Origin of the sequence: Agromyces flavus (assembly GCF_900104685.1) — a bacterium.
In the GTDB taxonomy this organism is placed as follows: Bacteria; Actinomycetota; Actinomycetes; order Actinomycetales; family Microbacteriaceae; genus Agromyces; species Agromyces flavus.
Genome location: NZ_LT629755.1, coordinates 2,519,877 through 2,543,518 on the forward strand (window position 1 = coordinate 2,519,877; position 23,642 = coordinate 2,543,518).

Sequence of the window (23,642 nt, forward strand, 5' to 3'; positions counted from 1 at the left end):
GCGAACCCTCGACGCGCGAGGACACCGCGTGAGAAGGTGACGTCAGGCAGCGGGCGACGAGCGCCCGAGCTTCGGAAGGGGGATCCGGATGTCAGGAGTGCTCGCGGCCTCGGTCGACGGTCGGTCGTTCACGACGAGCGAAGGCGAGGGCGCCCCGACCGGCACGCTCGTCCGACTCGAGACGCCCGAGGGCGCCTGGCTGGGTCTCGTCGAGGCGGTCGCACCCGACGGGGCCGAGGTCGGCCGCGTCCTCGGGGTGCTCGACGCCGACGGCGGGCTCGACCAGCGCTCGGATGCGCCGTTCCGCAATGCGCACGTGCGTCCTGCCGACGCGGCATCCGTCGACGCCCTGCATCGGGCCTCGCGCGCGACCCTCGACATCGGCTCGATGCTCGCCTCGCCCGGCCCGGCGAAGCTCATCGGCACGCGCTTCAACCGGCACACGTTCTGGTGCGGACAGTCCGGGTCGGGCAAGACGTACGCACTCGGCGTCGTGCTCGAGCAGCTGATCGCCCACACGGCATTGCCGGTCGTCGTGTTCGACCCGAATTCCGACTTCGTGCGGCTCGGCGAGCGGCGCGAGGGCGTGACCGGGCCGGATGCCGCGGCGCTCGCCGAGCGGAACATCCGGGTGCTGCGCCCGAACGGGCCCGACCCGCTGCTCGTCCACTTCCGCTCCCTTCCCATCGAGGCGAAGGCCGCGATCCTGCGCCTCGACCCCGTCGCCGACGCGCGGGAGTTCAACACGCTGCTGCACTCCGACGCGGTCGCGACGGCGCTCGACAAGGACACCCTGCTCGGGCAGCTCCGGGCGTCCGACGACCCCGGCCGCCAGGCGCTCGCGACGCGCATCGACAACCTCGGCATGCTCGAGTGGGAGGTGTGGGCGGGCGAGCGCACGCCCGTGAACGAGGTCATCGCCGAGCGGCCGGATGCCACGGTGCTCGACCTCGGCGGGTTCTCGACGCCCGATCAGCACCTGTCGGTCGCGATCTCGGTGCTCGACGACCTGTGGGCGCGCCGCGCCGAGCGCCGGCCCGTCCTGCTCGTGATCGACGAGGCGCACAACCTGTGCTCGCCCGACCTCGTCACCCCGCTCGCGGTCGCGGTGCGCGAGCGGATCATCCAGATCGCGGCCGAAGGACGCAAATACGGCCTGTGGCTGCTGCTGTCGACGCAGCGGCCCTCGAAGATCCATGCGGGGATCATCTCGCAGTGCGACAACCTCGCGGTCATGAAGATGAGCTCGCCGGGCGACCTCGCGCAGCTCGGGTCGTACTTCGGGGTCGCGCCCGCCGGGCTGCTCGCCATGTCGCCGTGGTTCCGCCAGGGCGAGGCGCTGTTCGCGGGCGGGTTCGTGCCCGCCCCGACGCTCGTGAAGATGGGGTCACGGCTCACGCCCGAAGGCGGCAGCGACGTGGGCGTGCCGATGCGCTGAGCGTCTCAGACGAGGTCTTTGCGGAACCAGTGGTCGGCGTAGAACTCGTCGTTGAAGGCGGGCACCTCGGCGTAGCCCGAGGCGCGGTACATCGCGATCGCCTCGGTGAGGCTCGCGTTCGTCTCGAGCGTCGTGGCGACGCAGCCGCGCTCCCGCGCGGCCGCTTCGAGCGCCGCGAGCAGGCGCCCGCCGACGCCCATCCCCCGCACGTCGTCGGCGACCCACATCCGCTTGAGGTAGCCCGTGCCGTCGGGTTCGAACAGCACGCCGCCGCAGCCGATCGCCCGCCCGTGCAGCCGGGCGAGCAGGAACGCGCCGTGCGGCTCGGCGAACTCGTCGGTGCCGGGATGCAGGCTCCGCCCGACGTCGAACCCGTGCGGGAACCGGCGTGCGAGCTCGTCGTAGTACCGGTCGAGGCAGGTGCGCGCGTCGGCCGACGCGGCATCCGCCCGCTCGATCACCACCTGACCGGCGTCGAGCAGCCTGGCCACGGTCGCCATGGCCTCCACGAGCCGAGCGCGTCGCGCCGGCGGCAGGGGGTCGAGCACGGATGCGGCGAGCCGGTCGCTCGCGGCGTCGAGCCGCTCGAGCTCCGCGCGGCCGGCGTCGGTCAGCGTCGCACGGCGCACGCGCGCGTCGCCCCGAGCACCCGTGACGTCCACGAGTCCCTCGGACTCGAGCCCGCGCAGCAGGCGGCTCAGGTAGCCCGAGTCGAGGCCGAGCCGCGCGCGCAGCTCGCGCACGTCGGCGCCCGGGCGACCGATCTCCCACAGCAGGCGCGAGGCTCCGAGCGACCGGCCGCGAGCGAGGTAGGTCTCCTCGAGCGCGCCCACGCGCTCGGTCACCGTGCGGTTGAAGGCGCGCACGGTCGCGACGGGATCGAGGGCGACATCCGATGCCATTCTCTGACTCTAGTCAGTGATCTGACGGCGTCAAGGCGGGCGTGACGAAGCGGATGCCGCGGGGTGGAGCCCCGCGACATCCGCTCGCCTCATCGCTTCCCGGCGATGCCTAGAGGAACCGGGCGTACGCGCCGATCGTCAGGAACGTCGGGAACTCCGGCTCGAGCGCGACCGATCGGAACACCGAGATCGCGTCGTCGAAGCGGTCGCCCCCGAAGCGGGGCAGGTCGGCTACGGCCTGTGCCATGATCCGCACGATCGACGTCTGGTCGATGCGCGTGCCCTCGGCGGTGACGGTGTTGTCGTGCAGCCACTGCCACACCTGCGAACGCGAGATCTCCGCGGTCGCGGCGTCCTCCATGAGGTTGTCGATGGCCGCGGCGCCGGTCCCTCGGAGCCACGACTCGACGTACCGGATAGTGATCGAGATGTTGTCGTAGACGCCGGCCTCGGTCACCTCGCCACCGCCCGACGGGATGTCGAGCAGGTCGGCCGCGGTCACGTGCACGTCGTCGCGCAGGCGATCGACCTGATTCGGTCGGTCGCCCAGCACGGCGTCGAACTCGGCGCGGGCCGTGGCGATGAGGTCGGGGTGCGCGACCCAGGTGCCGTCGAAGCCGTCGGTCGCCTCGCGGCGCTTGTCGGCCGACACCGCGGCGAGCGCACGCTCGGTCACCTCGGGGTCGCGGCGGTTCGGGATGAACGCGCTCATGCCGCCGATCGCGTGCGCGCCGCGCTTGTGGCACGTCTGCACCAGCAGCTCGGTGTAGGCCCGCATGAACGGCACCGTCATCGTGATCGACTTGCGGTCGGGCATGACCCACCGGCGACCCCGCGAGCGGAACGTCTTCACGATCGAGAAGATGTAGTCCCACCGGCCGGCGTTCAGGCCCGCGCAGTGGTCGCGCAGTTCGTAGAGGATCTCGTCCATCTGGAACGCGGCCTGGATCGTCTCGATGAGCACGGTCGCGCGGACGGTGCCGTGCGGGATGCCGACGTACTCCTCCGCGAACGTGAAGATGTCGTTCCACAGCTTCGCCTCGCGGTGCGACTCGAGCTTCGGCAGGTAGAAGTACGGGCCGCGGCCGGCGGCGATGAGCGCCGTGGCGTTATGGAAGAAGTACAGGCCGAAGTCGACGAGCGAGCCCGACGCGTGCATCGCGCGCCCCGCGCGGTCGTGGAACCGCAGGTGCTTCTCGACGAGGTGCCAGCCACGCGGGCGGAAGACGATCGTCGGCGTCTCCGTCGCCGTGACGCGGTACTCCTTGCCCTCGGGACTCGTGTACTCGAGGTTGCCGCGCAGGAAGTCGAACAGGCTCAGCTGACCCTCGACCACGTTCGTCCAGGTCGGGCTCGTCGCGTCCTCGTGGTCGGCGAGCCAGACCTTCGCACCCGAGTTCAGCGCGTTGATCGCCATCTTCCGGTCGGTCGGCCCGGTGATCTCGACGCGGCGGTCCTCGAGTCCGGGGCCGGGGCCGGCGACGCGCCACGAGGCGTCGTCGCGGATCCACTCGGTCTCGGGCAGGAACTTCGGGTCGCGGCCGTTCGCGGCGTCGACGCGGGTCTGCAGGCGGATGGCGAGCAGCTCGTGGCGGGTGTGCGCGAAACGGTCGTGCAGCGCGGCGAGGAATTCGAGCGCCTCGGGCGTCAGGATCTCCTCGTACCGCTCGCCGTACGGCGCCGTGACCTCGAGGTGCGGCTGCACGGTCTCGAAGGCGGGGGCGGTGCGGGCGGGTCGCGGCTGGTGCGTGGTGGGTCGGTCGATCGTGATGGTCATGGTCTCGTCTCCTTGGTCTCGTGGGGGTCGAGAAGGGCCGGAGCGGCCTCCTCGACCCGCGAGATTGGTCAGTGCTGGAACTGCTCTTCCTCGGTCGATCCGACGAGGGCGAGGGTCGCGCTCGTGGGGTTCAGCGCCGTGGCGATCTGGTCGAAATAGCCGGTGCCGACCTCGCGCTGGTGGCGCGTGGCGGTGTACCCGGCCGCCTCCGAGGCGAATTCCGCCTCCTGGAGCTCGACGTAGGCCGACATGTGACGCTCGCTGTAGTCCTTGGCGAGCGTGAACATGCCGTGGTTCAGGGAGTGGAAGCCCGCGAGGGTGATGAACTGGAACGCGTAGCCCATCGACGCGAGCTCGCGCTGGAACTTCGCGATCTGGTCGTCGTCGAGGTGGCGCTTCCAGTTGAACGAGGGCGAGCAGTTGTAGCTCAGGCGCTTGCCCGGGAACTTCGCGTGCACGGCCTCGGCGAAGCGGCGGGCGAGGTCGAGGTCGGGCTCGGCCGACTCGACCCAGAGCAGGTCGGCGTACTCGGCGTACGCGAGGCCGCGCGCGATGACCGGCTCGATGCCGTTCTGCACGTTGTAGAAGCCCTCGGCGGTGCGCTCGCCGGTCACGAACGGGCGGTCGCGCTCGTCGTGGTCGCTCGTGAGCAGGGTCGCCGCGAGCGCGTCGGTGCGGGCGATGATGATCGAGGGCACGCCCGCGACATCCGCCGCCAACCGCGCCGCGTTGATCGTGCGGATGTGCTGGGAGGTCGGAACGAGCACCTTCCCGCCCATGTGGCCGCACTTCTTCTCGCTCGCGAGCTGGTCCTCCCAGTGCACACCCGCGGCGCCCGCCTCGATCATCTGGTGCATGAGCTCGTAGGCGTTGAGCGGGCCGCCGAAGCCGGCCTCGGCGTCGGCGACGATCGGCGCCATCCAGTCCCGGTCGTCGGTTCCCTGCTCGACCTGGCCGGCGCGCAGCAGGGCGTTGTTGATGCGGCGCACGACGGCCGGCACCGAGTTCGCGGGGTAGAGCGACTGGTCGGGGTAGGTCTGGCCGCTGAGGTTGGCGTCGGCGGCGACCTGCCAGCCCGAGAGGTAGATCGCCTTCAGGCCCGCGCGCACCTGCTGCACGGCCTGGTTGCCGGTGAGGGCGCCGAGCGCGGCCGACCACTCCGGGTCCTCCATGCGCTCGAAGGCCGTGCCGGTGTTCTTCCGGATGTCCTCCCACAGCTTCTCGGCGCCGCGACGCGCGAGCGTGCGCTCCTCGCGGACCGGGCCGCGCAGGGCGATCACGTCCTCGGCCGTGTAGTCGCGCTCGACGCCCTCCCAGCGCGGGTCGGCGTCCCACTCGAGCTGCAGTTCGGCAGCGGTCTGGGTCTGGTCGCCGGGGCGGTTCTCGGTGCTCATCGTCGTGCTCCTTCGGTGCGATGGATGTCTCGTGCGTCCCGTCGAGCGGGGTACGCCGTGGTCCGTGGCATCCATGCTGCGGGGCGCGCAACCACTTCCACCGGCCGATCCGGGGGTGAACTTTCCCGGTTCTTCCGCCTTGCGGAACTCCCCGGGCCGCTGCGGTGGAATCGGACGCGAACGAGCAGAATGGAGGGCGTGACCCACGACGAAGAGGTGGGCGGCACCCGGCGCGATCAGGCTCGCGCCCGCGCCCGAAGCACCCGCGCCCGGCGGCTCGGGACGGCCGGGCTCGCGCTCTTCGTCATCGGACCGGTGCTCGGGCTCGCCCTCGTCGTCCTCGGCGTCGTGCTCGCATTCGGGGACGTGCCGTGGTGGCCGCTCGCGATCATCGCCGCCGTCGTCATCGGGCTGGTGTTGCATCACATCGGGCTGCGGATGCTGCTCGTCGCGGAGGAGGCCAGGACGCCGGCGCCCCCGGACCCGGACCCGTCCGACGCGAAGCTCGACGGGCCGGCGACGGATCAGGCGTCGCCGGCGCGGACCAACCCCGATTCGTAGGTCCCCGGTTACCGGCGCGTGACGAACGGCCGGACGTTCTGCGCGTCCGCGGGTGCCGCCCGGATGGTTCGTCCGGTTCTCCGGCGGGGAATTGCACACGCGGCCAATACGTCGTTGAATGGCCGGACGCGACGTGGCGGCAGGAAAACCGGGAGGTGCCAGGAGTGACAGCGGCGACCGAGGCGATGACGGCCTCACCGACGGATGAGCGCCGAGGCGCAGCGGGCTCGGTGGACCTGGACCGCGTGATCAAGCGATACGGCGAGGCGACGGCCGTCGACGGCGTGACCCTCTCCATCGAGCCGGGCGAGTTCATCTCGCTGCTCGGTCCGTCGGGCTGCGGCAAGACGACGACCCTGCGCATGATCGCGGGCTTCGAGCAGCCGGATGGCGGCGACATCCGCATCTCCGGACAGTCCGTCCTGGGCGCGCCGCCGTATCGGCGCGACGTGAACACCGTGTTCCAGGCGTATGCGCTGTTCCCCCACATGTCGGTCGCCGAGAACGTCGCCTACGGACTGCAGCAGCGCCGCACACCCAAGGCGGAGCTGCGCGACCGCGTGTCGCAGGCGCTCGACCTCGTGCAGATGCGCCGCTTCGCCGATCGCAAGTCGACGCAGCTCTCGGGCGGTCAGCAGCAGCGCGTCGCCCTCGCGCGTGCGCTCGTGAACCGGCCCGCCGTGCTGCTGCTCGATGAGCCGCTCGGCGCCCTCGACCGCCAGCTGCGCGAGGAGATGCAGCTCGAGCTCAAGCTGCTGCAGTCGCGGCTCGGGATCACGTTCGTCTTCGTCACGCACGACCAGGGCGAGGCGCTCTCGATGAGCGACCGCATCGCCATCATGCGCGACGGACGCATCGAGCAGCTCGCCGACGCCGACACGATCTATGCGCGTCCCGCCTCGGCGTACGTCGCCGCGTTCGTCGGCCAGCAGAACTTCTTCCGCGGAACCGCCAGCGAGGGCGGGTCGGCGGTGTCCTCCGAGCACGCGCTCGTGCGCGGCATCCGCTCGGGATCGGACGCCGCGGACACGCTGGCCGAGGGCGCACCCGCGCAGGCCGCGGTGCGGCCGGAGTACGTGCGGATCGAGGCCGAGTCCGCCGGGGTGGCCGGAGCCGTCGACGGCGCGAACGTCGCTCGCGGCACGCTGCTCGGCGTCGCGCACCTCGGCGAGACCATGCAGTACCTGGTCCGCCTCGGCGACGACCAGAGCCTCATCGCGCGGCGACCCACGCCCGAGGCACCCGACCTCGCGGTCGGCGACGCCGTGCGATGCAGCTGGAGCGCCGAGAGCGTGCTCCTCTTCCCGGCCGACGGCGCGGCCGACGAGGGCGGATACGTCGCCCCGCCGACCCGCTGACCTTCGACCCCGCACGTCCGACGCACCCCCAACCCTGAGGAGACCCGAATGAGCCAGCCGCGCACCCCCGTCCGCATCCTCGCCTCGACCACGGCGGCGAGGGCCATCACCGCCGAGCTGAGCCGTCGGCGCTTCCTCGCCGCCGCTGCGGCCGCCGGCGCCACGAGCCTGCTCGCCGCCTGCTCGACCGGCGGCGGCACGTCGAGCGCACCGCAGGCCACGGGCGGCGAGCTCGAGGACAGCCTCTCGATCTACACGTGGGGCGACTACGACGCCCCCGACGTGCTCGAGGGGTTCACCGCCGACCTCGGGCCCACCATCCAGATGGACTCCTTCGGCTCGAACGAGGAGCTCATCTCCAAGCTCGTCGCGGCCAAGGGCAGCTCGGGCTACGACATCATCGTGCCGACCGGCGTCTTCATCCCGCAGATGATCGAGAACGGACTGCTCTCGAAGCTCAACAAGGATCTCATCCCGAACCTGCAGCACGTCGACGACGCCTACCTCGGCCGCGCGTGGGACCCCGACAACGACTACTCCATCTGCAAGGCGTGGGGCACGACGGGCTACGTCTACGACACCACGGTCATCACCCGCGAGCTCTCGACCTGGGCCGACTTCCTGGATGCCGCGCAGAACGAGGCGAGCGGCAAGACCAGCGTCCTGGACGACCCGGGCGACCTGACCGGCATGTACTTCTGGGCCAACGGCATCGACTGGAACACGACCGACGAGGCCGACCTCGCCGCGGCCGAGGAGTACCTCGTGAACTCGCTCGCCCCGCACGTCTCGGCGTTCGACTCGTACCCCGGCGGCGCCGCGATCCCGCAGGCCACGCACGTGCTCATGCAGGCGTGGAACGGCGACGCGCGCATCGGCATGCTCGAGGGCGGCGAGCCCGACCGCTGGAAGTGGGTCTTCCCCGGCCCCGAGACCGAGATCTGGATGGACAACTGGGCGATCGCCGCGGGCGCACCGCACCCCGAGGCCGCGCACGCGTTCATCGACTACGTCCTCAGCCCCGAGAACTCCCTCGCCGAGCTCGACTACATCGGGTACCACACGGGCGGCAAGGACATCGAGCAGGCCGCGGCCGACGCCGGGCTGCCCATGCTCGACCTCGTGTTCTTCACGCCCGAGCAGCTCGAGACCATGCGCGAGGGCGAGGTCAACGAGGCCCAGCAGGTGCGCGTCGACATCTGGAACAAGACGAAGGCCGCGGCGGGGGCATAGTGCGAGCGCTGCGCATGCCGCGCTTCGCCCTCGCGATCCCCGCGTGGGCGTGGCTGGTCGTCTTCTTCGTCGCCCCCGTGGCGATGGTCGTGTACTTCAGCTTCGGCTACAAGCCGGGCATCTTCGGGACGCACGCGACCGACGTGCTGTCGTTCGACCGGTACGCCGAGGCGCTGTCGCCGACCTTCTTCCAGACGTTCACCAACACGCTGTGGGTCGGCATCGCGGGCACGCTCCTGTGCCTCGTGATCGGCCTGCCGGTGGCGTACTGGATGGCGGTGAAGGTGCCGGCCTCGCGGCGCGGCCTGCTGCTCGCGCTCGTCATGGTGCCGTTCTGGACGAACTTCCTCGTCCGCACGATCGGCTGGCAGGTCATCCTCGCTCCCGAGGGCTGGGTGTCGACGCTGCTGCAGGCCGTCGGCGTCACGGATGGCCCGCTCGAGGTGCTGTACACGAGGACCGCGGTGCTCATCGGCGTGGTCTACAACTACCTGCCGCTCATGATCCTGCCGCTCTTCGTCGCGTTCGACCGGGTCGGCGGCCCGCTGCGCGAGGCCTCGAAGGACCTCGGCGCGGGCCGGGTGCGCACGTTCCTGCGGGTCACGCTGCCGCTCGCCCGGCCGGGCGTGATCGCGGGCGTGCTGCTGGTGTTCATCCCGCTCATGGGCGACTACATCACGGCGACCGTCCTGGGCGGCGCGCGCGGCAACATGGTCGGCCAACTCGTCGCGAGCCAGTTCCAGACCGCGCAGAACTGGGCGCTCGGTTCGGCGATGGCGGTGCTGCTCATCCTCGTGATCATGCTCACCGTCGCGGTGGGCGGCGTGATCGTGTGGCTCGTCTCGCTGCCGTTCCGGATGCGGAACCGGCTGGTGCTCGGCGATCCGCCGTCCGACCGCACCGCCGGTCCCAGCGGCCCGGATTCCACGGGGCACGTCGCCGAGACCGCCGGCCCGTCGTCCCGCACCCCTCAGGAGGTGACCGCATGAAGCAGCGGTCGTGGTCGGATGTCGCGCTCGCCGTCTGGGGCGTCGCGGTGTTCGCCTTCCTGTTCCTCCCCATCGCGGTGATCATCGCGTCGTCGTTCAACACCGGGCGGCTGCTCGTCGCCTGGGACGGCTTCGGGTTCGACGCGTTCACGGCGCTCGTCGCCAAGCCCGCCATCCGAGACGCGGTGCTCGTGTCCATCCAGACCGGCTTCATCGCCGCGGTGCTCGCGACGCTGCTCGGCACCCTCGCGGGCATCGCGATGGCGCGTCATCCGGGCCGCTGGGCCCTGTGGTTCATCGGGTTGCTGCTGCTCGTGTCGGTCACGCCCGAGATCGTCGACGCGGTGGCGCTGCTGCCGTGGCTCGTGTTCCTGGGGCAGGACCTCGGCCTCGGCGTCTTCAGCGACGGCATCGTGCGGCTCGTGATCGGGCACTCGCTGTTCTCGATCGCGGTCGTCTCGTACATCGTGCGCGCCCGGCTGGTCGGGCTCGAGGCGCAGCTCGAGGAGGCATCGGCCGACCTCTACGCGAGGCCGTTCACGACCTTCCGTCGCGTAACCCTTCCGCTCGCGATGCCCGCCGTGCTGGCCGGCTTCCTGCTGTCGTTCACGCTGAGCCTCGACAACACGGTGATCGCCGCGTTCGTGCAGGTCTCGGGTACCACGCCGTGGCCCGTGTACGTGCTGAGCGCGCTCCGATCGGGGCTTCGGCCCGAGATCGCCGCCGTCTCGACGATCATGCTCGTGCTCACGCTCGTGGCCCTCGCGCTCGTCGCGCTCGTGCTGCGGCGCGCGGGCGACTCGGCGACGCAGATCGCGCGCACCATGACCGGAAACTAGAGAGGACGCTCCCCCGCCATGACCCACGCCGATCTCGTCTTCACGAACGGCCCCGTCTTCACCGCCGACACCGTGCGCTCGCGCGCCGGCGCGGTCGCCGTCCGCGGCGGGCGCATCGTCGCCGTGGGCTCCGACCACGACGTCCGCGACCTCGTCGGCCCGTCGACCGAGGTGGTCGACCTGGCCGGCCGACTGCTCGTGCCCGGATTCCAGGACGCGCACGTGCACCCCGTCTGGGGCGGGCTCGACCTGATCCGCTGCGACCTCGCCGAGCTCGGCAGCGAAGCCGAGTACCTCGAGCGCATCGCCGCCTACTCGGCGGACCACCCCGAGGACGAGTGGGTACTCGGTGGCGGATGGTCCATGTCGGCGTTCCCCGGCGGCACGCCGACCGCCGCGGCGCTCGACCGCGTCGTGCCCGATCGCCCGGCGTTCCTGCCGAATCGCGACGGACACGGCGCCTGGGTCAACTCGGCGGCGCTGCGCCTGGCGGGCGTCGACCGCGACACGCCCGATCCCGCCGACGGGCGGATCGAACGCGACGCCGACGGCAACCCGACCGGCACGCTGCACGAGGGCGCGATGACCCTCGTCAACCGCCACCTGCCCGAGACGAGCCTCGAGACCCTGACCGAGGCGCTGCTCATCGGCCAGCGGTACCTGCACTCGTTCGGCGTCACCGCGTGGCAGGACGCCATCGTCGGTCCGTACGGCGACGCCGGCGACCCCGGCCCCGCCTACCTCGCCGCCGCGGCGGCGGGCACGCTCACCGCGCGGGTGGTCGGTGCGCTGTGGTGGGACCGCACCGCAGGGCTCGATCAGATCCCCTCGCTCGTCGAGCGCCGCGAGCGCTACCGCGGCGGACGCTTCGCCGCGACGAGCATCAAGATCATGCAGGACGGCGTCGCCGAGAACTTCACCGCATCCATGCTCGAGCCGTACTGCGATGGTCACGGCCACTTCACCGACAACTCGGGCATCTCGTTCGTCGACCCCGCGATCCTGAACCCGGCCGCCGTCGAGCTCGACCGGCTCGGGTTCCAGCTGCACTTCCACGCGATCGGCGACCGCGCCGTGCGGGAGTGCCTCGACGCCGTCGAGCACGCGATCGCCGCGAACGGCCGGAACGGCCACCGCCACCACATCGCGCACATCCAGGTCGTGCACCCCGAGGACATCCCGCGGTTCCGCGAACTCGGCGTCGCCGCGAACATGCAGTCGCTGTGGGCGGCGCTCGAGCCGCAGATGGTCGACCTGACCCTGCCGTTCCTCGGTGAGCCGCGCAGCGCCTGGCAGTACCCGTTCGGCGACCTGCTGCGGTCCGGCGCCGTACTCGCCGCCGGCAGCGACTGGTCGGTCTCGACCCCGGATCCGCTCGCAGCGATCCATGTCGCGGTGAACCGTCGATCCGCACCCGGCCACGAGGAGGGCGAGTACGACGCGTTCCTGCCCGAGCAGGCGATCGACCTGGCCACCTCGCTGAGCGCCTACACCGCGGGCTCGGCGTGGGTGAACCACCTCGACGACGTCACCGGCACCGTTGAGGTCGGCAAGTACGCCGACCTCGTGGTGCTGGACCGCGACCCGTTCGCCGGCCCCGCCGACGAGATCGGTGCGACCCGAGCACTCCAGACGTTCGTCGAGGGCGAGCGGGTCTACGCGGCATCCGACGCCTGACACATGGACCGGCGCCCGCCGTCGAGCCTCAGCTCGAACGACGGGCGCCGGTACGGTCCCGCTCTGCGCTCAGTACGTGGTGTACTGCGTGCCGGTGGGAGTGGTGGTGCCGGTGCTGGAGCCGCCCTGCTGGGCAGCGTCCTTCACGTCAGCCGCCGCCTCTTTGCCCTCGGACTTGACGTTCTCGACGCCTTCGGCGGCGCTGTCCTTGACGGCCCCCGCAGCGTCCTTCGCGTCGTACTTGAGGTTCTGCGCGGCATCCTGCGCCACGTTCTTGACCTCGTCGACCAGCGGCGCCGCGGCGTCCTTGGCCTTCTCGGCGATGTCGCGCTCGGGGCGCGAGGCCGGGATCAGCGACGAGACGAGCCACGCCGCACCGAGGACGATCAGGCCGGCCGCGATGGGGTTGCCCCGCGTCGCGGAGGCCACGCGCTGCGGCGCGGCGCCGACGGCCTCACCCGCCGAGTGCAGTGCGTCGCCCGTGCCGTCGGCCATGTCATGAGCGCTGCCCATCACTCGGTCCTTCGCGCGGCGGAAGACGCCCTTGACCTTCTCGGTCTGGCGGTGGACCGCCTTGCCGGGGTTGACCTTGTCGGCGAGGGCGTCGACGTCCTGGCCGAGCTCCACTCGCGTCCGCTCGATGTCGGAACGGATGGCATTCGGATCGGTAGTCATCGGTTCTCCTCATTCCTCTTCAACGTGTCCGGAATCTGCTTGAGGGTGTCGACCGTGCGGGGCAGGCCCTGGACCCGGTCGAACTCCTTCTTGCCCATGAAGTACAGGACGGCCGCCACGATGCCCCAGATGACGGCGACGATGATCGCCGACCAGGTGTAGTTCTCCATGGCGTCGCCGAGGCCCCACCAGAGGGCGATCGACAGGAACAGCAGCGTGAGCCATCCTGCGACCCCCGCCCCGCCGTAGAAGCCGGCACCCTTGCCCGCCCGCTTCGCGGACTGCGTGGCCTCGGCCTTGGCGAGTTCCACCTCCTGCCGCATGAGCGTCGACATGTCGCGCGTGACCTCGGCGACCAGGTCGCCCAGCGAGGTCGTCGCCGCCTTCTGCTCGGACGGTGTCGGCATGTCCACGGCGGGCGCGCCCATCGCCGGCGCACCCGCGACGTGCGCACCGCTCGATCGCGGATCGATGCCGCCCACGTGCGCGCCGCTCATCACGGGGCTCCGGTCACGTCGCCCCGGCGCGTGTCCTCACCGGGGAGCGGCTCGGTGTACGGGTTCTCGGTACCCGTCACACCGGTCGGCTCGGCCGTCCATGTGGTGTCGGTGTCGGCGACGTGCGCGCCGCCGGTGCCGGTGCCGTACGTCCCGTCGGCTCCCGTGTAGGTGCCGCCGGTGCCCGTGTAGGTCCCGGTCGTGCCGGGGTACTCGGTCGTGTACGGCGCGTCGACCGTGCCCGCGAGCTGTGCCCGCGCGCCGCTTGCGCTCGACGACGAGTCGCTCGGCGTCGCGAGCGAGCGCGTCAGCCGGCCGATCACCACGCCGACGCCTGCGGCGATCGCGAGGAAGACCCCCGGACGCCGACGCGCGAAGCCCTTGACCTCCTCGAGGAGGTCCTGCGGTTCGCGCTGCTCGAGCCACGATGCGACCGAGTCGGCGCGCGAGCCGACGTTCTCGACGACGTCCCGCGCGAACCCGGACTGGCTCGTCGCGGCCATCTCCGAGAACTGCGATCCGACGTTCCGCAGCCCGCCGGCGGCGCGCTGCTGCTGCGTCGAGGCCTGCGAGCGGACCTCGCTGCCGACGCGGTCCGCGAGCCTGCGGGCCTGGTACTTCGCCTCGGACCCGACGTTGCGGGCCTCCTGCTTGGCGGTGTCGGCGACCCGGTGGCCGGCCGCACCTGCTTCCTGCTTGAGATCGGACGTTCCGGTCCCTGCGGTGTTCACCATGTTCGCCCCTTCCTCTCCGAGACCGGGCGTGTGCTCCGGCCTCGACGGTGGATTTGCACTGGCCACGCTAGGTCGGCGGTTCTCACCCATGAAGGGTCTTGCGATCCCGGGAACCGGGGCGTATAACCCCGCGCGCGAACCCCGACATCGGGTGTCCGGGCGTCGCTACACGTCGCCTCCACCGGATGCAACCGGCTCCCGTGGCGCGGACGCGTCGGGTACCGTCGCCCTGCACGACCGCCGCTGCGCTCCTGCCGCGCTCGCGGCAGGAAGGAGTCCGGCATGCCCGTCCAATACGGTTACAAGCTCGCCGCTGAGGCGTTCGACCCGCGCGAGCTCGTGCGTCAGGCGAGGCTGGCCGAGGAGGCCGGCTTCGACTTCGTCGAGATCAGCGACCACTTCCATCCGTGGCTCGACTCGCAGGGGCACTCGCCGTTCGCGTGGTCGGTGCTCGGCGCGATCGCCGCGTCGACCGAGCGGATCGGGCTCGCCACGGGCGTCACGTGCCCGACGGTGCGCTACCACCCTGCGATCATCGCGCAGGCGGCGGCGACGCTCGCGATCCTGAGCGAGGGCCGGTTCACGCTGGGCCTCGGCTCAGGCGAGCGGCTCAACGAGCACATCGTCGCGGCCGGCTATCCGAGCGTGAGCGACCGGCAGGCCATGCTGCGCGAGGCGATCGAGATCATCCGCCTGCTCTGGTCGGGCGGCTACCACTCCTACGACGGCCAGTACCTCGCGCTCGAGGACGCCCGGGTGTTCGACCTGCCCGACGAGCTGCCGCTCATCGCGGTCGCGGCGGGCGGCCCGGATGCCGCGGGGCTGGCCGCAGAGCACGGCGACGCCATGTTCGGCACCGACCCCGACCGGGCGCTCGTGGAGGCGTACTGGGCGCGTTCCGGCGACGGCCCTCGCTACGGCGAGGCCGCGATCGCCTGGGCTCCAGACGCCGACGCCGCGGCAGCGGCCGCCCACGAGACTGCGCGGTGGTCCCTGCTCGGTTGGAAGGTCATGAGCGAGCTGCCCAACCCCGCGAACTTCGAGGAGGCGTCGGTATTCGTGCGCGTCGACGACGTGCGCGACAACGTCTCATGCGGGCCGGATGTCGCGGCGCACGTCGAATCGGTGCGCGCCTACGAGGATGCGGGCTACGACCGCATCGCCATCATGAACCTCGGCCCCGACGTCGACGGCTTCTTCGAGTTCTTCGCGAACGAGCTCCGGCCCGCGCTCACCGCCGGGTGAGCGCAGGCCGGCAGCGACGGTCAGCTCCCGGCGCAGGCTGTCTGGAGTTCTGCGAGAGCCGCCGCGAAGGCGCCGAGCTCGTCCTGCAGCGACTCGGGATCCGCGCTCGCGGGATTCTCGGCGGTTTCGCGAGCGGCGTCGAAGAATTCGCGCGTGGCCTCGGCGGCGCGATCGGCGTACGGGCGGATCTCGGCGTTCTCGACCGAGTCCGTTGCATCGACGACGGCGGCCTGCGCCTCCTCGAGCGTCGCCTCGGCCGCCTCGGGGTCGTTCGCGAGATCGTCCTGGAGCGTGGTCGCATCGATCTCGCCCAGGTCCTGCAGTCCGGCGAGGATCGCGTCGCACGCCTCCGCCACGCTCTGCTCACCGGCGGCGGCACCGTCCGTCTCGGCAGGTGAGCTGGCGGGAGCCGAGGCGTCGGTCGACTCGGGGGCGGGCGCGAAGCCTCCCGAGCAGCCGGAGAGCAGCGCTGCGGCGAGCAGCGAGGCAGCCAGTCCGGCGGTGGGTCGGATGGAGCGTCGTAGGGTCGTCACGTTCGGGGTCCTCCGTTCGGCAGTCCCGCGTCCCGCGGGCGCCGTCATGCTCGCAGACCTCCCGTGCCGCGGAAACGGCTTGCACGCCGCCCGCGGATCGGGTACCGGGATCGCGCTCCTGCCACCGAGCGCGCGACATTCCGGCGATTCTTCGCACGGGATCGGTCGTCGTGATCCACTGAATCGGTTCGATTTCCGCCAAGACGCGGAACTTCCGCAGTTCTTCCGTTTGCGACATCCGCTCCCTCATGTGAGCATGAGGCATGGTCACCGCCGATCGCGCTCGTTCCACGACCCTCGCCGCCGCCTACGGCGGAGTCGGCCTCGCCGCCGAGCCGGCGCCCGATGAGGTCGACGCCCTCACGCTCGGGCGCCGCATCCGCGATCGCCGCCTCGCCGCGGGCCTCACGCTCGGCGAGCTCGCCGCCGCCATCGACCGGGCCCCGAGCCAGGTCTCGGCCATCGAGAACGGCAAGCGCGAACCTCGGCTGTCGATGCTCCGCACGATCGCCCTCGCGCTCGGCACCAGTGCCGACGAGCTGCTCCGCCCCGACCCTCCCTCCGAGCGCGCAGCGCTCGAGATCGCGGTCGAGCGCGCCCAGCGCGGACCCGTCTTCGCCGCGCTCGGCCTCGAGCCGTTCCGCGTGGCGAAGACGATGTCCGATCAGACGCTGCAGACGATCCTCGCCCTCCACCACGAGATCGACCGCCTGCACCGCGAGCGCGCCGCGACACCCGAGGAGGCCCGTCGCGCCAACGCGCAGCTGCGCGCCGAGATGCGCGCGCGCGACAACTTCTATCCCGAGCTCGAGGCGAAGGCCGCGGAGCTGCTCGAGGCCGTGGGGCATTCGGGCGGCCCGGTCTCTCACCAGCTCGTCGCCGACATGGCGAGCCACCTCGGCTACTCGCTCCACTACGTCGGCGACCTGCCGCACTCGACGCGCTCGGTGACCGACAAGCGCAACGGCCGCATCTACCTGCCGACGCAGCAGTCCCCATCACGCGACTCGCGCTCGCCGATCCTGCAGGCGCTCGCCTCGCACCTCCTCGGGCACGAGGAACCGGCGAGCTACGGCGACTTCCTGCGCCAGCGCATCGAGACGAACTACCTCACGGCCGCCATCCTGCTGCCCGAGCAGGCCGCGGTGCGCTACCTCAGCGAGGCGAAGAACCTGCGGCGCATCTCGATGGAGGAGCTTCGCGACCACTTCGCGGTGTCGTACGAGACCGCCGCGCACCGCTTCACGAACCTCGCGACGGCGCGCCTCGACATCCCCGTGCACTTCATGAAGGTGCACGAGTCGGGCACGATCATCAAGGCGTACGAGAACGACGCGGTCCGCTTCCCGTCCGACGCGCTCGGCGCGGTCGAGGGCACGACGGTGTGCCGCAACTGGACCGCGCGCACGGTGTTCGACATCGAGGACCGCTTCAGCCCGTGGTACCAGTACACCGACACGTCGACGGGCACGTTCTGGTGCACCTCGCGCATCGAGAAGGCCAAGGAGGGCGAGTACTCGGTCTCGGTCGGCGTGCCCTTCGAGCACGTGAAGTGGTTCCGCGGGCGTGAGACGCCGCACCGCGCGGTGTCGACCTGCCCCGATGAATCGTGCTGCCGGCGCGCTCCGGCGACGCTGTCCGAGAAGTGGGCGGATGCCTCGTGGCCGGCCGCGCGCACGCCCACCTCGCTGCTGGCGGCGCTGCCGACCGGCACGTTCCCGGGCGTGGACCAGACCGAGGTGTACCAGTTCCTCGAGGCGCACGCGCCTCGCGGTTAGGCATCGGAGGCCGCGACGGCCTCACCCGAGCCGGTACCCGCGTACGGCGTACACCGCGAACGACTCGGGGTACGCCGCCGCAGCCGGAGGCGCGGGCGGGAACGCGAACACGTCGAGCATGAGCTGCATCGGATACTGCGGCGACTGCGCGACGCGCTTGGCGACGACACCGTCGATCGAGAACACAACCTCGTCGGGCCGCCAGTCGACGGCGTACCGGTGGGGCTCGCGCACGTCGCCCGCGAACGGCACGCGCTCGAACTCGTCGCTGATCGACGGGTCGCGGAAGGGATGCACGCCGATGCCGACGAGCGCACTGCCGTCGGGGCGGATGTCGCGACCGAACACCTCGAACACGCAGATCTCGGCCGACTGCGTCGGCTCCTCCTCGAGGCCGATCATCCAGAGCGCGGCCATCGCGTGCTCGTCGATGCCGTCGATCGCGACGGTCGCCTCGATGCGGCCGAAGTGCGGCGTGTACCGGCGCCGGTCGGCCTGCGCCTCGCGCACGACGAGCCCGTCCCGGAACGGGTGCTGCCCGACATCGGACCCGACGGGCCCCGACCGGACCGCCGTCTGCAGGTTCGACACCTGCGTCGTGCCGTCGAACTCGGGCGCCCAGGCGGGCTGGTCGGCGTCGACGCGGAGGCGGAGCACCCCGTCGCCTACGTCGTAGCGTGCGCGCGTGCGCTCGCGGCTCGACCACTGCGGGAGGTAGTAGGGCAGCCACTGGTCGAAGTCGAGTTCGGGACCCGAGAAGTCGGCGTCGAACTCGAGCAGGTCGGGGGCAGGCGGGGGCACGGGCGGGGCGGGCGGCATGCCGCGATCCTGCCGTCACCTGCCGACATCCCCCGCCACCCCACGGGTCCGGCCCGCGCCGCGGCCGGACGGATCGTGCGGCGAGGGGCGTACCGCCGGACGGCTCCACTATTGTCCACGCGTGCAATAAGTGCGATGATGGGAGCACCGACCGACTTGGAGTGATCCGCCGTGGGAACGACCGTCTACGAGCGCCGCCGCCCGGCGGCATCCGTCATCGAGCGCAGCCTGGCCGACACGCAGCAGTCCGTGTTCTGGCTCGACGACCTGCCCGGCGAGGCCAAGCGGACGCGTCCGCGCCTCGAGGGCAGCCGGGTCGTCGACCTCGCGATCGTCGGCGGCGGCTACACCGGCTTGTGGACGGCAGTCCTCGCCAAGCGCGCCGACCCCGACCGCCGCGTGGTGCTGCTCGAGGCCAGACAGGTCGGGTGGGCGGCGTCCGGCCGCAACGGCGGCTTCTGCGAGGCCAGCCTCACGCACGGGCGCGACAACGGCCTCTCGCGCTGGCCCGCCGAGATCGACGAGCTCGACCGGCTCGGACTGGCCAACCTCGACGCGATCGAGGCGAGCGAGGCCGATTTCGGCATGGACTTCGAGTTCGAGCGCAACGGCGCCCTCGACGTCGCGGTCGAGCCGCACCAGGTCGAGTGGCTGCACGAGGCCGCGGCCGAGGCGGCCTCCCGCGGCGACGGCAGCGTGCGGCTGCTCGATGAGCACCAGGTGCGCGCCGAGGTGAACTCGCCGGTGTACCTCGGCGCCGTCTGGAACACGCGCACGAGCGCCATCCTGCACCCGGCGAAGCTCGCGGCCGAACTCGCCCGCGTCGCCGAGGAGGCGGGCGTCGAGATCTTCGAACGCTCCCCCGTGACCCGCCTCGACACCCCGGGGTCGACGAGCCCTGTGCGGCTGAGCACCGAGCACGGACGCGTCGACGCGACCCGCGCGGTGCTCGCGACCAACGTCTTCCCGTCGCTGCTCAAGCGCAACCGCCTCATGACCGTCCCCGTCTACGACTACGTGCTCATGACCGAGCCGCTCTCGTCCGAGCAGCGCGCGTCGATCGGCTGGGCGAACCGCCAGGGCGTCGGCGACCTGGCGAACCAGTTCCACTACTCCCGGATGACGCGCGACGGCCGCATCCTCTTCGGCGGGTACGACGCGATCTACCACGCCGGCGCGCGCATCCGCGAGCAGTACGAGCGCCGCCCCGAGAGCTTCGCCAAGCTCGCGAGCCACTTCTTCACGACCTACCCGCAGCTCGAGGGCCTGCGGTTCACGCACCGGTGGGCCGGCGCGATCGACACGTCGACCCAGTTCACGGCGTTCACCGGGCTCGCCCGCGACGGTCGCGTCGCGTACGCGTCGGGCTTCACCGGCCTCGGCGTCGCCTCGACCCGGTTCATGGCCGAGACCATGCTCGACCTGCTCGCCGGCCGCGAGACCGAGCGCACCGCGCTCGAGATGGTGCGAACGCGCCCGCTGCCCTTCCCGCCCGAGCCCGCGGCATCCGTCGGCATCAACCTCACGCGCTGGTCGCTCGACCGCGCCGATCACCGGCAGGGTCGCCGCAACCTGCTGCTGCGCACGCTCGACGCCGTCGGCCTGGGGTTCGACTCGTGAGCGGCGACGGCGGCGGGACCGACGAGACCGGCGCGGCGGGCGCGACCGGCGCGGCCGGCGCGGTGCGGCTCACGCCCGGCGAGGTGACGGATGCCGCGACGCGGCCGCTCGCCCACGAGCCCGTGCCCGATGACCAGGTCGTGGCCGGCGCGCCGACGACCGCGTACGGCGAGCTCGACGTCTCCGCCGACGGCGCGCGCGAACTCGGCGTCTGGGAGATGACGCCCGGCGCGATGCGCGACACCGAGTCCGACGAGGTGTTCCTCGTCATCGCGGGCCGGGCGACCGTCGAGTTCATCGATCCGGCGTTGCCCGCGATCGAGCTCGCGCCCGGCTCGCTCGTGCGCCTCGAGGCGGGCATGCGCACGGTGTGGACGGTGCACGAGACCCTGCGCAAGCTGTACGTCGCGCCGTAGCGGCGGACGCGCCATCCGCCCGGGGTCGAGGCTCAGGCAGTGATCTCGACGTCGCGATCCGCGGGCACCGTGACCGAGGCGACCTCCTTCAGGCGCGGATGCCGCTCGTCGCCGTGGTCGACCACGCCCGTGTGCCAGGTCAGCACCAGCCCATCGGGACCGTCTCGCAGGAGCGCGAGGTTGTTGTCGAACCACGGACCCTTCACCGTGTGCCACTCGAACGGCGCATCGGGCACCTTGGCCGAGCGGGCCGCGGCGGCGCCCACGGGCGTCGCGACGCCGTACGACATCACCACGGCGAACCAGCGCAGGAAGCGCGGCAGCGGGTTGCGCACCGGCGAGCACACGGCCTGAAGGATGCGCCCGCCGTGCCCGCGCTCGACCTCGGCGAGGTAGGAGTAGTGCACGTCGCCCGAGAGGAACAGCACGTTCTGGGGGGCGGGACCCCGAGCGCCGTCGGCGAGCTCGGACACCATGCGCGCCACCGCCTGGAACGTGTGCTCCCACGCGGCCCAGTGCTCGAGGTCGACGGCCTGCCGGAGCCGCTCGCCGATGCGCGCCGCAGGCCGACCCCAGGCGCCCTGCGAGATCGCCTCGTCCCATGCCTCGACGTGATGCAGCCCCATCGGCAGCAGGAATGGCAGTGACGTCGCGATGATCACCTGCCGGAAGCCGCCGCGCAGCTGCTCGTCGAACCAGGCGAGCTCGTCACGGTCGAGCAGGCCCCGCGCCGTCGGCGTGAGGTCGCGCGCCGCGCGCGAGTCGACCACGATGAGCCGCACGTCGTCGAGGTCGCGCGAGTAGCTCCAGCGCACGCTGGCCGGGTCCCGGTCGCTGCGCTCGGCGAACTCGTCGAGCGCCTCGGTCAGGTCGAGCTCGTCCGCCGCCCCCTCGCGGTCGTGCGCGACGACCCGCTGCCAGAGCTCGTCCTCGGCGCGCTCGCTCGGCGACAGGTTGCCGAGGTGCTGGTACACCCAGTACGAGCCGAGGCCGGCGACGATCCGGCCATGCCACCACGACGTCGCCTCCATCTCGCGCTTCCAGTCGAGCGAGGCGTTCCAGTCGTCGCGGACGTCGTGGTCGTCGAAGATCATCGCCGTCGGCACGGTCGAGAGCATCCAGCGGTTCGCGCCGTCCGACCAGGCCAGCTGGTAGAGGTGCGCGTACTCCTCGTAGTCCTTCAGCTCCTTGCCGGGCTCCTCATGGATGTCGCGCCGACTGCGGATGAAGTCCTGCATCTCCTTCGACGTCAGGTCGGCGTAGACCTGGTCGCCGAGGAACAGCAGCAGGTCGGGGCGCTCCTCGTCCCCGGCGGCCATCGCGAGGGCGAAGGTGCGCATCGCGTCGACACCGTGGGTGCGGTTGCCGTGCGAGTCGTGCGGCACGCTCGTGCGGCACGAGCCGTAGGCGAGCCGCAGCCGACGACCGGGCGTGCGCGTGGCGATCACGGAGGCCGGCGCGACGAAGTCGTCTCCGGGATCGGGCTCGGCTCGAGGCCACGCCGTGACGCCGTCGACGTCGACCTCGTAGGGCAGCACCGAGTCGGGCTCCAGCCCGTCGACCTCGACGAGCGCGTAGTGGTGGTCGTGCACGCGGAACGTGCGCGCGCTCCACGCGCGGCCGCCGGCGCGCACGCGCACGGTGCCGGACGAGTGCGTCTCGACCCAGATGCTGGCGGAGGTCTCGTCGACGTGCCGCAGCATCGGGCCGAGCACGAGCGGCGATTCGGCCATGCGATTGTTCTACCGCGTCCGGGCGCAGCGTGCCATGGGTTGCGGGTCGCGGGATTCCCCCGCAGCGGCCGGGTGACCGGGTGCCGATCAGGTGACGGATGCCGCCGAGCCGCCGGCCTCGGACGCGGACGCCGTGCCCGCGCCATCCGCCGCCGCCCCCGCCGCACCGGCGATCGGCTCGATGCGGAATGTCTGCACGAAGTGCCCGACCGACGTCGCCTCGCCCGCGAGGACCCGGACCGCGCCCGGCCCGAGCCGCCCCGCGAGCAGGTCGCGGAACTCCGTCGGCTCGAGCGCGAGCTCGACGCTCGCCTCGACAGCCGGCTCGGGCCGCTCGCGCCGCGGTTGCGGCAGGGCGCCCGGGCCGATCGGCACCACGTCGAGCGCGCCGCCCGCGACGACGGCGGAGACCGACGCCTCGGCCACGTGGAGCACGTACCGGGTGGGCGGCGTGCCGGCCGCGCCATCCGCTCGGAAGGCGGCGCGCAGCGCCGTGATGAGAGCCTCGCGCGTGACCGTCTCGCCCTCGGCCGGCTCGCCGAGGGACGACCAGCCCCAGCGCTCGAGCCCGGCCACGACCGGGGCCAGCTCGCGCCCGAGCGCGGTGAGCTCGTACCCGCCGCGCACGGTCGGGACCCTGCGGATGACGCCCGACTCCTGCAACTCCTTGAGGCGGTCGGCCAGGATGTTGGTCGGGATGCGCGGCAGGGCCGTCTTGAGATCGCCGTACCGGTGCGGGCCGGTGAGCAGGTCGCGCACGATGAGCAGCGCCCATCGCTCGCCGACCCGCTCGATCGCCCGGGCCACGCCGTCGTACTGGCCGAAGCCGCGCGCGGCGCGCGTCGCCACGGCTCGGCCCGTCAGGCCGTGCCGGAGTCGCCGGCGCCCTGCTGTGCCATGTAGGCCTCGGGCCCCATTTCGGCGGCGGCGGGCTCCATGAACAGGAAGGAGAGGTTGTTGCCGTCGGGGTCGTCGAGGTCGCGCGAGTACATGAACCCGTAGTCCTGCGCCTCGCGCGGTTCGCTGCCGCCCGCGGCGAGACCCTTGGCGAGCACGTCATCGACCGCCTCGCGTGAGTCGCGGGTGAGGGCGATGGACACCTGCGCCTGCGACTTCGGGTCGATGATCTGCTTGTCGGTGAACGTCTGGAGGTACTCGCGCGTCAGCACCATGAAGTAGATGGTGTCGCTGAGCACGACGCACGCGGCGTTCTCGTCGGTGAAGTTGGGGTTGATCGTGAAGCCCAGCGCCTCGTAGAAGGCCTTGGAGCGCTCGAGGTCGGTGCTCGGGATGTTCACGAAGATGCTCGTGGCGGTCATGGTGTCCTCCGATGGTGGATGTCTCGGCTGCTGCCTGATGCGCCCAGCTTGCTCTTTGCAAGTGAACTTGTCAATAGCAAGTAAACGGATCGGCGAGCCGGCGTG

The 23,642-nt window shown here is 71.7% G+C and carries 22 protein-coding genes; 11 read left to right on the forward strand and 11 right to left on the reverse strand.

Annotated features, from left to right (window positions below):
- The first annotated feature begins 88 nt into the window (after nucleotides 1-88).
- Entirely contained in the window at nucleotides 89-1,438 is a 1,350-nt protein-coding gene (locus tag BLT99_RS11940; protein WP_092672697.1) for an ATP-binding protein, read from the forward strand.
- Between the two features lie 5 nt (nucleotides 1,439-1,443).
- Here the strand turns inward: BLT99_RS11940 and BLT99_RS11945 are convergent, their stop codons facing one another.
- The 3 genes from BLT99_RS11945 to aceA all read right to left on the reverse strand — a co-directional run bounded on the left by BLT99_RS11945 (nucleotide 1,444) and on the right by aceA (nucleotide 5,511).
- Nucleotides 1,444-2,340, reverse strand: a complete 897-nt coding sequence (locus BLT99_RS11945) for a helix-turn-helix domain-containing GNAT family N-acetyltransferase (protein ID WP_092672700.1) — start codon at nucleotides 2,338-2,340, stop codon at nucleotides 1,444-1,446.
- 109 nt (nucleotides 2,341-2,449) lie between these two features.
- Complete coding sequence (gene aceB, locus BLT99_RS11950; RefSeq protein ID WP_092672703.1) at nucleotides 2,450-4,117, reverse strand: malate synthase A; 1,668 nt, start codon at nucleotides 4,115-4,117, stop codon at nucleotides 2,450-2,452.
- Between the two features lie 68 nt (nucleotides 4,118-4,185).
- The gene (gene aceA / locus BLT99_RS11955) at nucleotides 4,186-5,511 is read right to left on the reverse strand and encodes an isocitrate lyase (protein WP_092672706.1); all 1,326 of its coding nucleotides are present in this window, start codon (nucleotides 5,509-5,511) and stop codon (nucleotides 4,186-4,188) included.
- Between the two features lie 198 nt (nucleotides 5,512-5,709).
- Between aceA and BLT99_RS11960 the strand changes: the two genes are divergently transcribed.
- The 6 genes from BLT99_RS11960 to BLT99_RS11985 all read left to right on the forward strand — a co-directional run bounded on the left by BLT99_RS11960 (nucleotide 5,710) and on the right by BLT99_RS11985 (nucleotide 12,168).
- Nucleotides 5,710-6,072 (forward strand): hypothetical protein, encoded by a 363-nt coding sequence (locus BLT99_RS11960; RefSeq protein ID WP_133988417.1) that lies wholly within the window; start codon nucleotides 5,710-5,712, stop codon nucleotides 6,070-6,072.
- 164 nt (nucleotides 6,073-6,236) lie between these two features.
- Nucleotides 6,237-7,430, forward strand: a complete 1,194-nt coding sequence (locus BLT99_RS11965) for an ABC transporter ATP-binding protein (protein WP_407922602.1) — start codon at nucleotides 6,237-6,239, stop codon at nucleotides 7,428-7,430.
- 48 nt (nucleotides 7,431-7,478) lie between these two features.
- Nucleotides 7,479-8,663: a polyamine ABC transporter substrate-binding protein gene (locus tag BLT99_RS11970; protein ID WP_092672713.1), complete on the forward strand. Its 1,185-nt coding sequence runs from the start codon at nucleotides 7,479-7,481 to the stop codon at nucleotides 8,661-8,663.
- Between the two features lie 14 nt (nucleotides 8,664-8,677).
- A complete protein-coding gene (locus BLT99_RS11975) occupies nucleotides 8,678-9,652 on the forward strand; it encodes an ABC transporter permease (protein WP_092676240.1) in 975 nt (324 codons plus the stop codon).
- Nucleotides 9,649-10,491 carry an ABC transporter permease gene (locus BLT99_RS11980; protein ID WP_092672716.1) on the forward strand — a complete coding sequence of 281 codons (843 nt, stop codon included), beginning with the start codon at nucleotides 9,649-9,651 and terminating at the stop codon, nucleotides 10,489-10,491. The genes BLT99_RS11975 and BLT99_RS11980 overlap by 4 nt, the downstream gene beginning before the upstream one ends.
- Before the next feature lie 18 nt (nucleotides 10,492-10,509).
- Nucleotides 10,510-12,168 (forward strand): amidohydrolase, encoded by a 1,659-nt coding sequence (locus tag BLT99_RS11985; protein ID WP_092672719.1) that lies wholly within the window; start codon nucleotides 10,510-10,512, stop codon nucleotides 12,166-12,168.
- Between the two features lie 69 nt (nucleotides 12,169-12,237).
- Here the strand turns inward: BLT99_RS11985 and BLT99_RS11990 are convergent, their stop codons facing one another.
- From BLT99_RS11990 to BLT99_RS12000, 3 genes are all read right to left on the reverse strand, one after another.
- A complete protein-coding gene (locus tag BLT99_RS11990; RefSeq protein WP_092672722.1) occupies nucleotides 12,238-12,843 on the reverse strand; it encodes a DUF3618 domain-containing protein in 606 nt (201 codons plus the stop codon).
- Nucleotides 12,840-13,271: a phage holin family protein gene (locus tag BLT99_RS11995; RefSeq protein ID WP_092676245.1), complete on the reverse strand. Its 432-nt coding sequence runs from the start codon at nucleotides 13,269-13,271 to the stop codon at nucleotides 12,840-12,842. The genes BLT99_RS11990 and BLT99_RS11995 overlap by 4 nt, the downstream gene beginning before the upstream one ends.
- A gap of 68 nt (nucleotides 13,272-13,339) precedes the next feature.
- Nucleotides 13,340-14,074, reverse strand: coding sequence for a hypothetical protein (locus BLT99_RS12000; RefSeq protein WP_092672725.1), 735 nt, complete (start codon nucleotides 14,072-14,074; stop codon nucleotides 13,340-13,342).
- 282 nt (nucleotides 14,075-14,356) lie between these two features.
- Here BLT99_RS12000 and BLT99_RS12005 point away from each other — a divergent pair, with 282 nt between their 5' ends.
- The gene (locus BLT99_RS12005) at nucleotides 14,357-15,319 is read left to right on the forward strand and encodes a TIGR03557 family F420-dependent LLM class oxidoreductase (protein ID WP_092672728.1); all 963 of its coding nucleotides are present in this window, start codon (nucleotides 14,357-14,359) and stop codon (nucleotides 15,317-15,319) included.
- 20 nt (nucleotides 15,320-15,339) lie between these two features.
- Here the strand turns inward: BLT99_RS12005 and BLT99_RS12010 are convergent, their stop codons facing one another.
- Nucleotides 15,340-15,852, reverse strand: a complete 513-nt coding sequence (locus BLT99_RS12010; protein ID WP_092672731.1) for a hypothetical protein — start codon at nucleotides 15,850-15,852, stop codon at nucleotides 15,340-15,342.
- Between the two features lie 263 nt (nucleotides 15,853-16,115).
- Here BLT99_RS12010 and BLT99_RS12015 point away from each other — a divergent pair, with 263 nt between their 5' ends.
- Nucleotides 16,116-17,630 (forward strand): helix-turn-helix transcriptional regulator, encoded by a 1,515-nt coding sequence (locus tag BLT99_RS12015; protein WP_092672734.1) that lies wholly within the window; start codon nucleotides 16,116-16,118, stop codon nucleotides 17,628-17,630.
- Between the two features lie 21 nt (nucleotides 17,631-17,651).
- Here BLT99_RS12015 and BLT99_RS12020 read toward each other — a convergent pair whose 3' ends face one another.
- On the reverse strand, nucleotides 17,652-18,449 hold the full coding sequence (locus tag BLT99_RS12020; RefSeq protein ID WP_092672737.1) for a glycoside hydrolase family 16 protein: 798 nt from the start codon (nucleotides 18,447-18,449) through the stop codon (nucleotides 17,652-17,654).
- Nucleotides 18,450-18,620: 171 nt separating this feature from the next.
- Between BLT99_RS12020 and BLT99_RS12025 the strand changes: the two genes are divergently transcribed.
- Together BLT99_RS12025 and BLT99_RS12030 are read left to right on the forward strand one after the other, a co-directional pair.
- Nucleotides 18,621-20,069: an NAD(P)/FAD-dependent oxidoreductase gene (locus BLT99_RS12025; protein WP_092672740.1), complete on the forward strand. Its 1,449-nt coding sequence runs from the start codon at nucleotides 18,621-18,623 to the stop codon at nucleotides 20,067-20,069.
- Entirely contained in the window at nucleotides 20,066-20,485 is a 420-nt protein-coding gene (locus tag BLT99_RS12030; RefSeq protein ID WP_308208987.1) for a cupin domain-containing protein, read from the forward strand. Before BLT99_RS12025 ends, BLT99_RS12030 begins: the two co-directional genes overlap by 4 nt.
- A gap of 32 nt (nucleotides 20,486-20,517) precedes the next feature.
- On the opposite strand, the gene BLT99_RS12035 is transcribed toward BLT99_RS12030, so the two are convergent.
- The 3 genes from BLT99_RS12035 to BLT99_RS12045 all read right to left on the reverse strand — a co-directional run bounded on the left by BLT99_RS12035 (nucleotide 20,518) and on the right by BLT99_RS12045 (nucleotide 23,537).
- A complete protein-coding gene (locus BLT99_RS12035; protein WP_092672743.1) occupies nucleotides 20,518-22,218 on the reverse strand; it encodes an alkaline phosphatase D family protein in 1,701 nt (566 codons plus the stop codon).
- Between the two features lie 87 nt (nucleotides 22,219-22,305).
- The gene (locus BLT99_RS12040; protein ID WP_092672746.1) at nucleotides 22,306-23,067 is read right to left on the reverse strand and encodes a winged helix-turn-helix transcriptional regulator; all 762 of its coding nucleotides are present in this window, start codon (nucleotides 23,065-23,067) and stop codon (nucleotides 22,306-22,308) included.
- An 11-nt stretch (nucleotides 23,068-23,078) separates the two neighbouring features.
- Nucleotides 23,079-23,537, reverse strand: a complete 459-nt coding sequence (locus tag BLT99_RS12045; RefSeq protein ID WP_092672749.1) for a VOC family protein — start codon at nucleotides 23,535-23,537, stop codon at nucleotides 23,079-23,081.
- Between the last annotated feature and the right edge of the window lie 105 nt (nucleotides 23,538-23,642).

Excerpts from the sequence above, each read along its gene's own strand:
- BLT99_RS11940 (WP_092672697.1), top strand. The coding sequence starts at position 89 with ATGTCAGGAGTGCTCGCGGCCTCGGTCGACGGTCGGTCGTTCACGACG.
- BLT99_RS11945 (WP_092672700.1), bottom strand. The coding sequence starts at position 2,340 with ATGGCATCGGATGTCGCCCTCGATCCCGTCGCGACCGTGCGCGCCTTC.
- aceB (WP_092672703.1), bottom strand. The coding sequence starts at position 4,117 with ATGACCATCACGATCGACCGACCCACCACGCACCAGCCGCGACCCGCC.
- aceA (WP_092672706.1), bottom strand. The coding sequence starts at position 5,511 with ATGAGCACCGAGAACCGCCCCGGCGACCAGACCCAGACCGCTGCCGAA.
- BLT99_RS11970 (WP_092672713.1), top strand. The coding sequence starts at position 7,479 with ATGAGCCAGCCGCGCACCCCCGTCCGCATCCTCGCCTCGACCACGGCG.
- BLT99_RS11975 (WP_092676240.1), top strand. The coding sequence starts at position 8,678 with ATGCCGCGCTTCGCCCTCGCGATCCCCGCGTGGGCGTGGCTGGTCGTC.
- BLT99_RS11980 (WP_092672716.1), top strand. The coding sequence starts at position 9,649 with ATGAAGCAGCGGTCGTGGTCGGATGTCGCGCTCGCCGTCTGGGGCGTC.
- BLT99_RS11985 (WP_092672719.1), top strand. The coding sequence starts at position 10,510 with ATGACCCACGCCGATCTCGTCTTCACGAACGGCCCCGTCTTCACCGCC.
- BLT99_RS11990 (WP_092672722.1), bottom strand. The coding sequence starts at position 12,843 with ATGACTACCGATCCGAATGCCATCCGTTCCGACATCGAGCGGACGCGA.
- BLT99_RS11995 (WP_092676245.1), bottom strand. The coding sequence starts at position 13,271 with ATGGGCGCGCCCGCCGTGGACATGCCGACACCGTCCGAGCAGAAGGCG.
- BLT99_RS12000 (WP_092672725.1), bottom strand. The coding sequence starts at position 14,074 with ATGGTGAACACCGCAGGGACCGGAACGTCCGATCTCAAGCAGGAAGCA.
- BLT99_RS12005 (WP_092672728.1), top strand. The coding sequence starts at position 14,357 with ATGCCCGTCCAATACGGTTACAAGCTCGCCGCTGAGGCGTTCGACCCG.
- BLT99_RS12015 (WP_092672734.1), top strand. The coding sequence starts at position 16,116 with ATGGTCACCGCCGATCGCGCTCGTTCCACGACCCTCGCCGCCGCCTAC.
- BLT99_RS12020 (WP_092672737.1), bottom strand. The coding sequence starts at position 18,449 with ATGCCGCCCGCCCCGCCCGTGCCCCCGCCTGCCCCCGACCTGCTCGAG.
- BLT99_RS12035 (WP_092672743.1), bottom strand. The coding sequence starts at position 22,218 with ATGGCCGAATCGCCGCTCGTGCTCGGCCCGATGCTGCGGCACGTCGAC.
- BLT99_RS12045 (WP_092672749.1), bottom strand. The coding sequence starts at position 23,537 with ATGACCGCCACGAGCATCTTCGTGAACATCCCGAGCACCGACCTCGAG.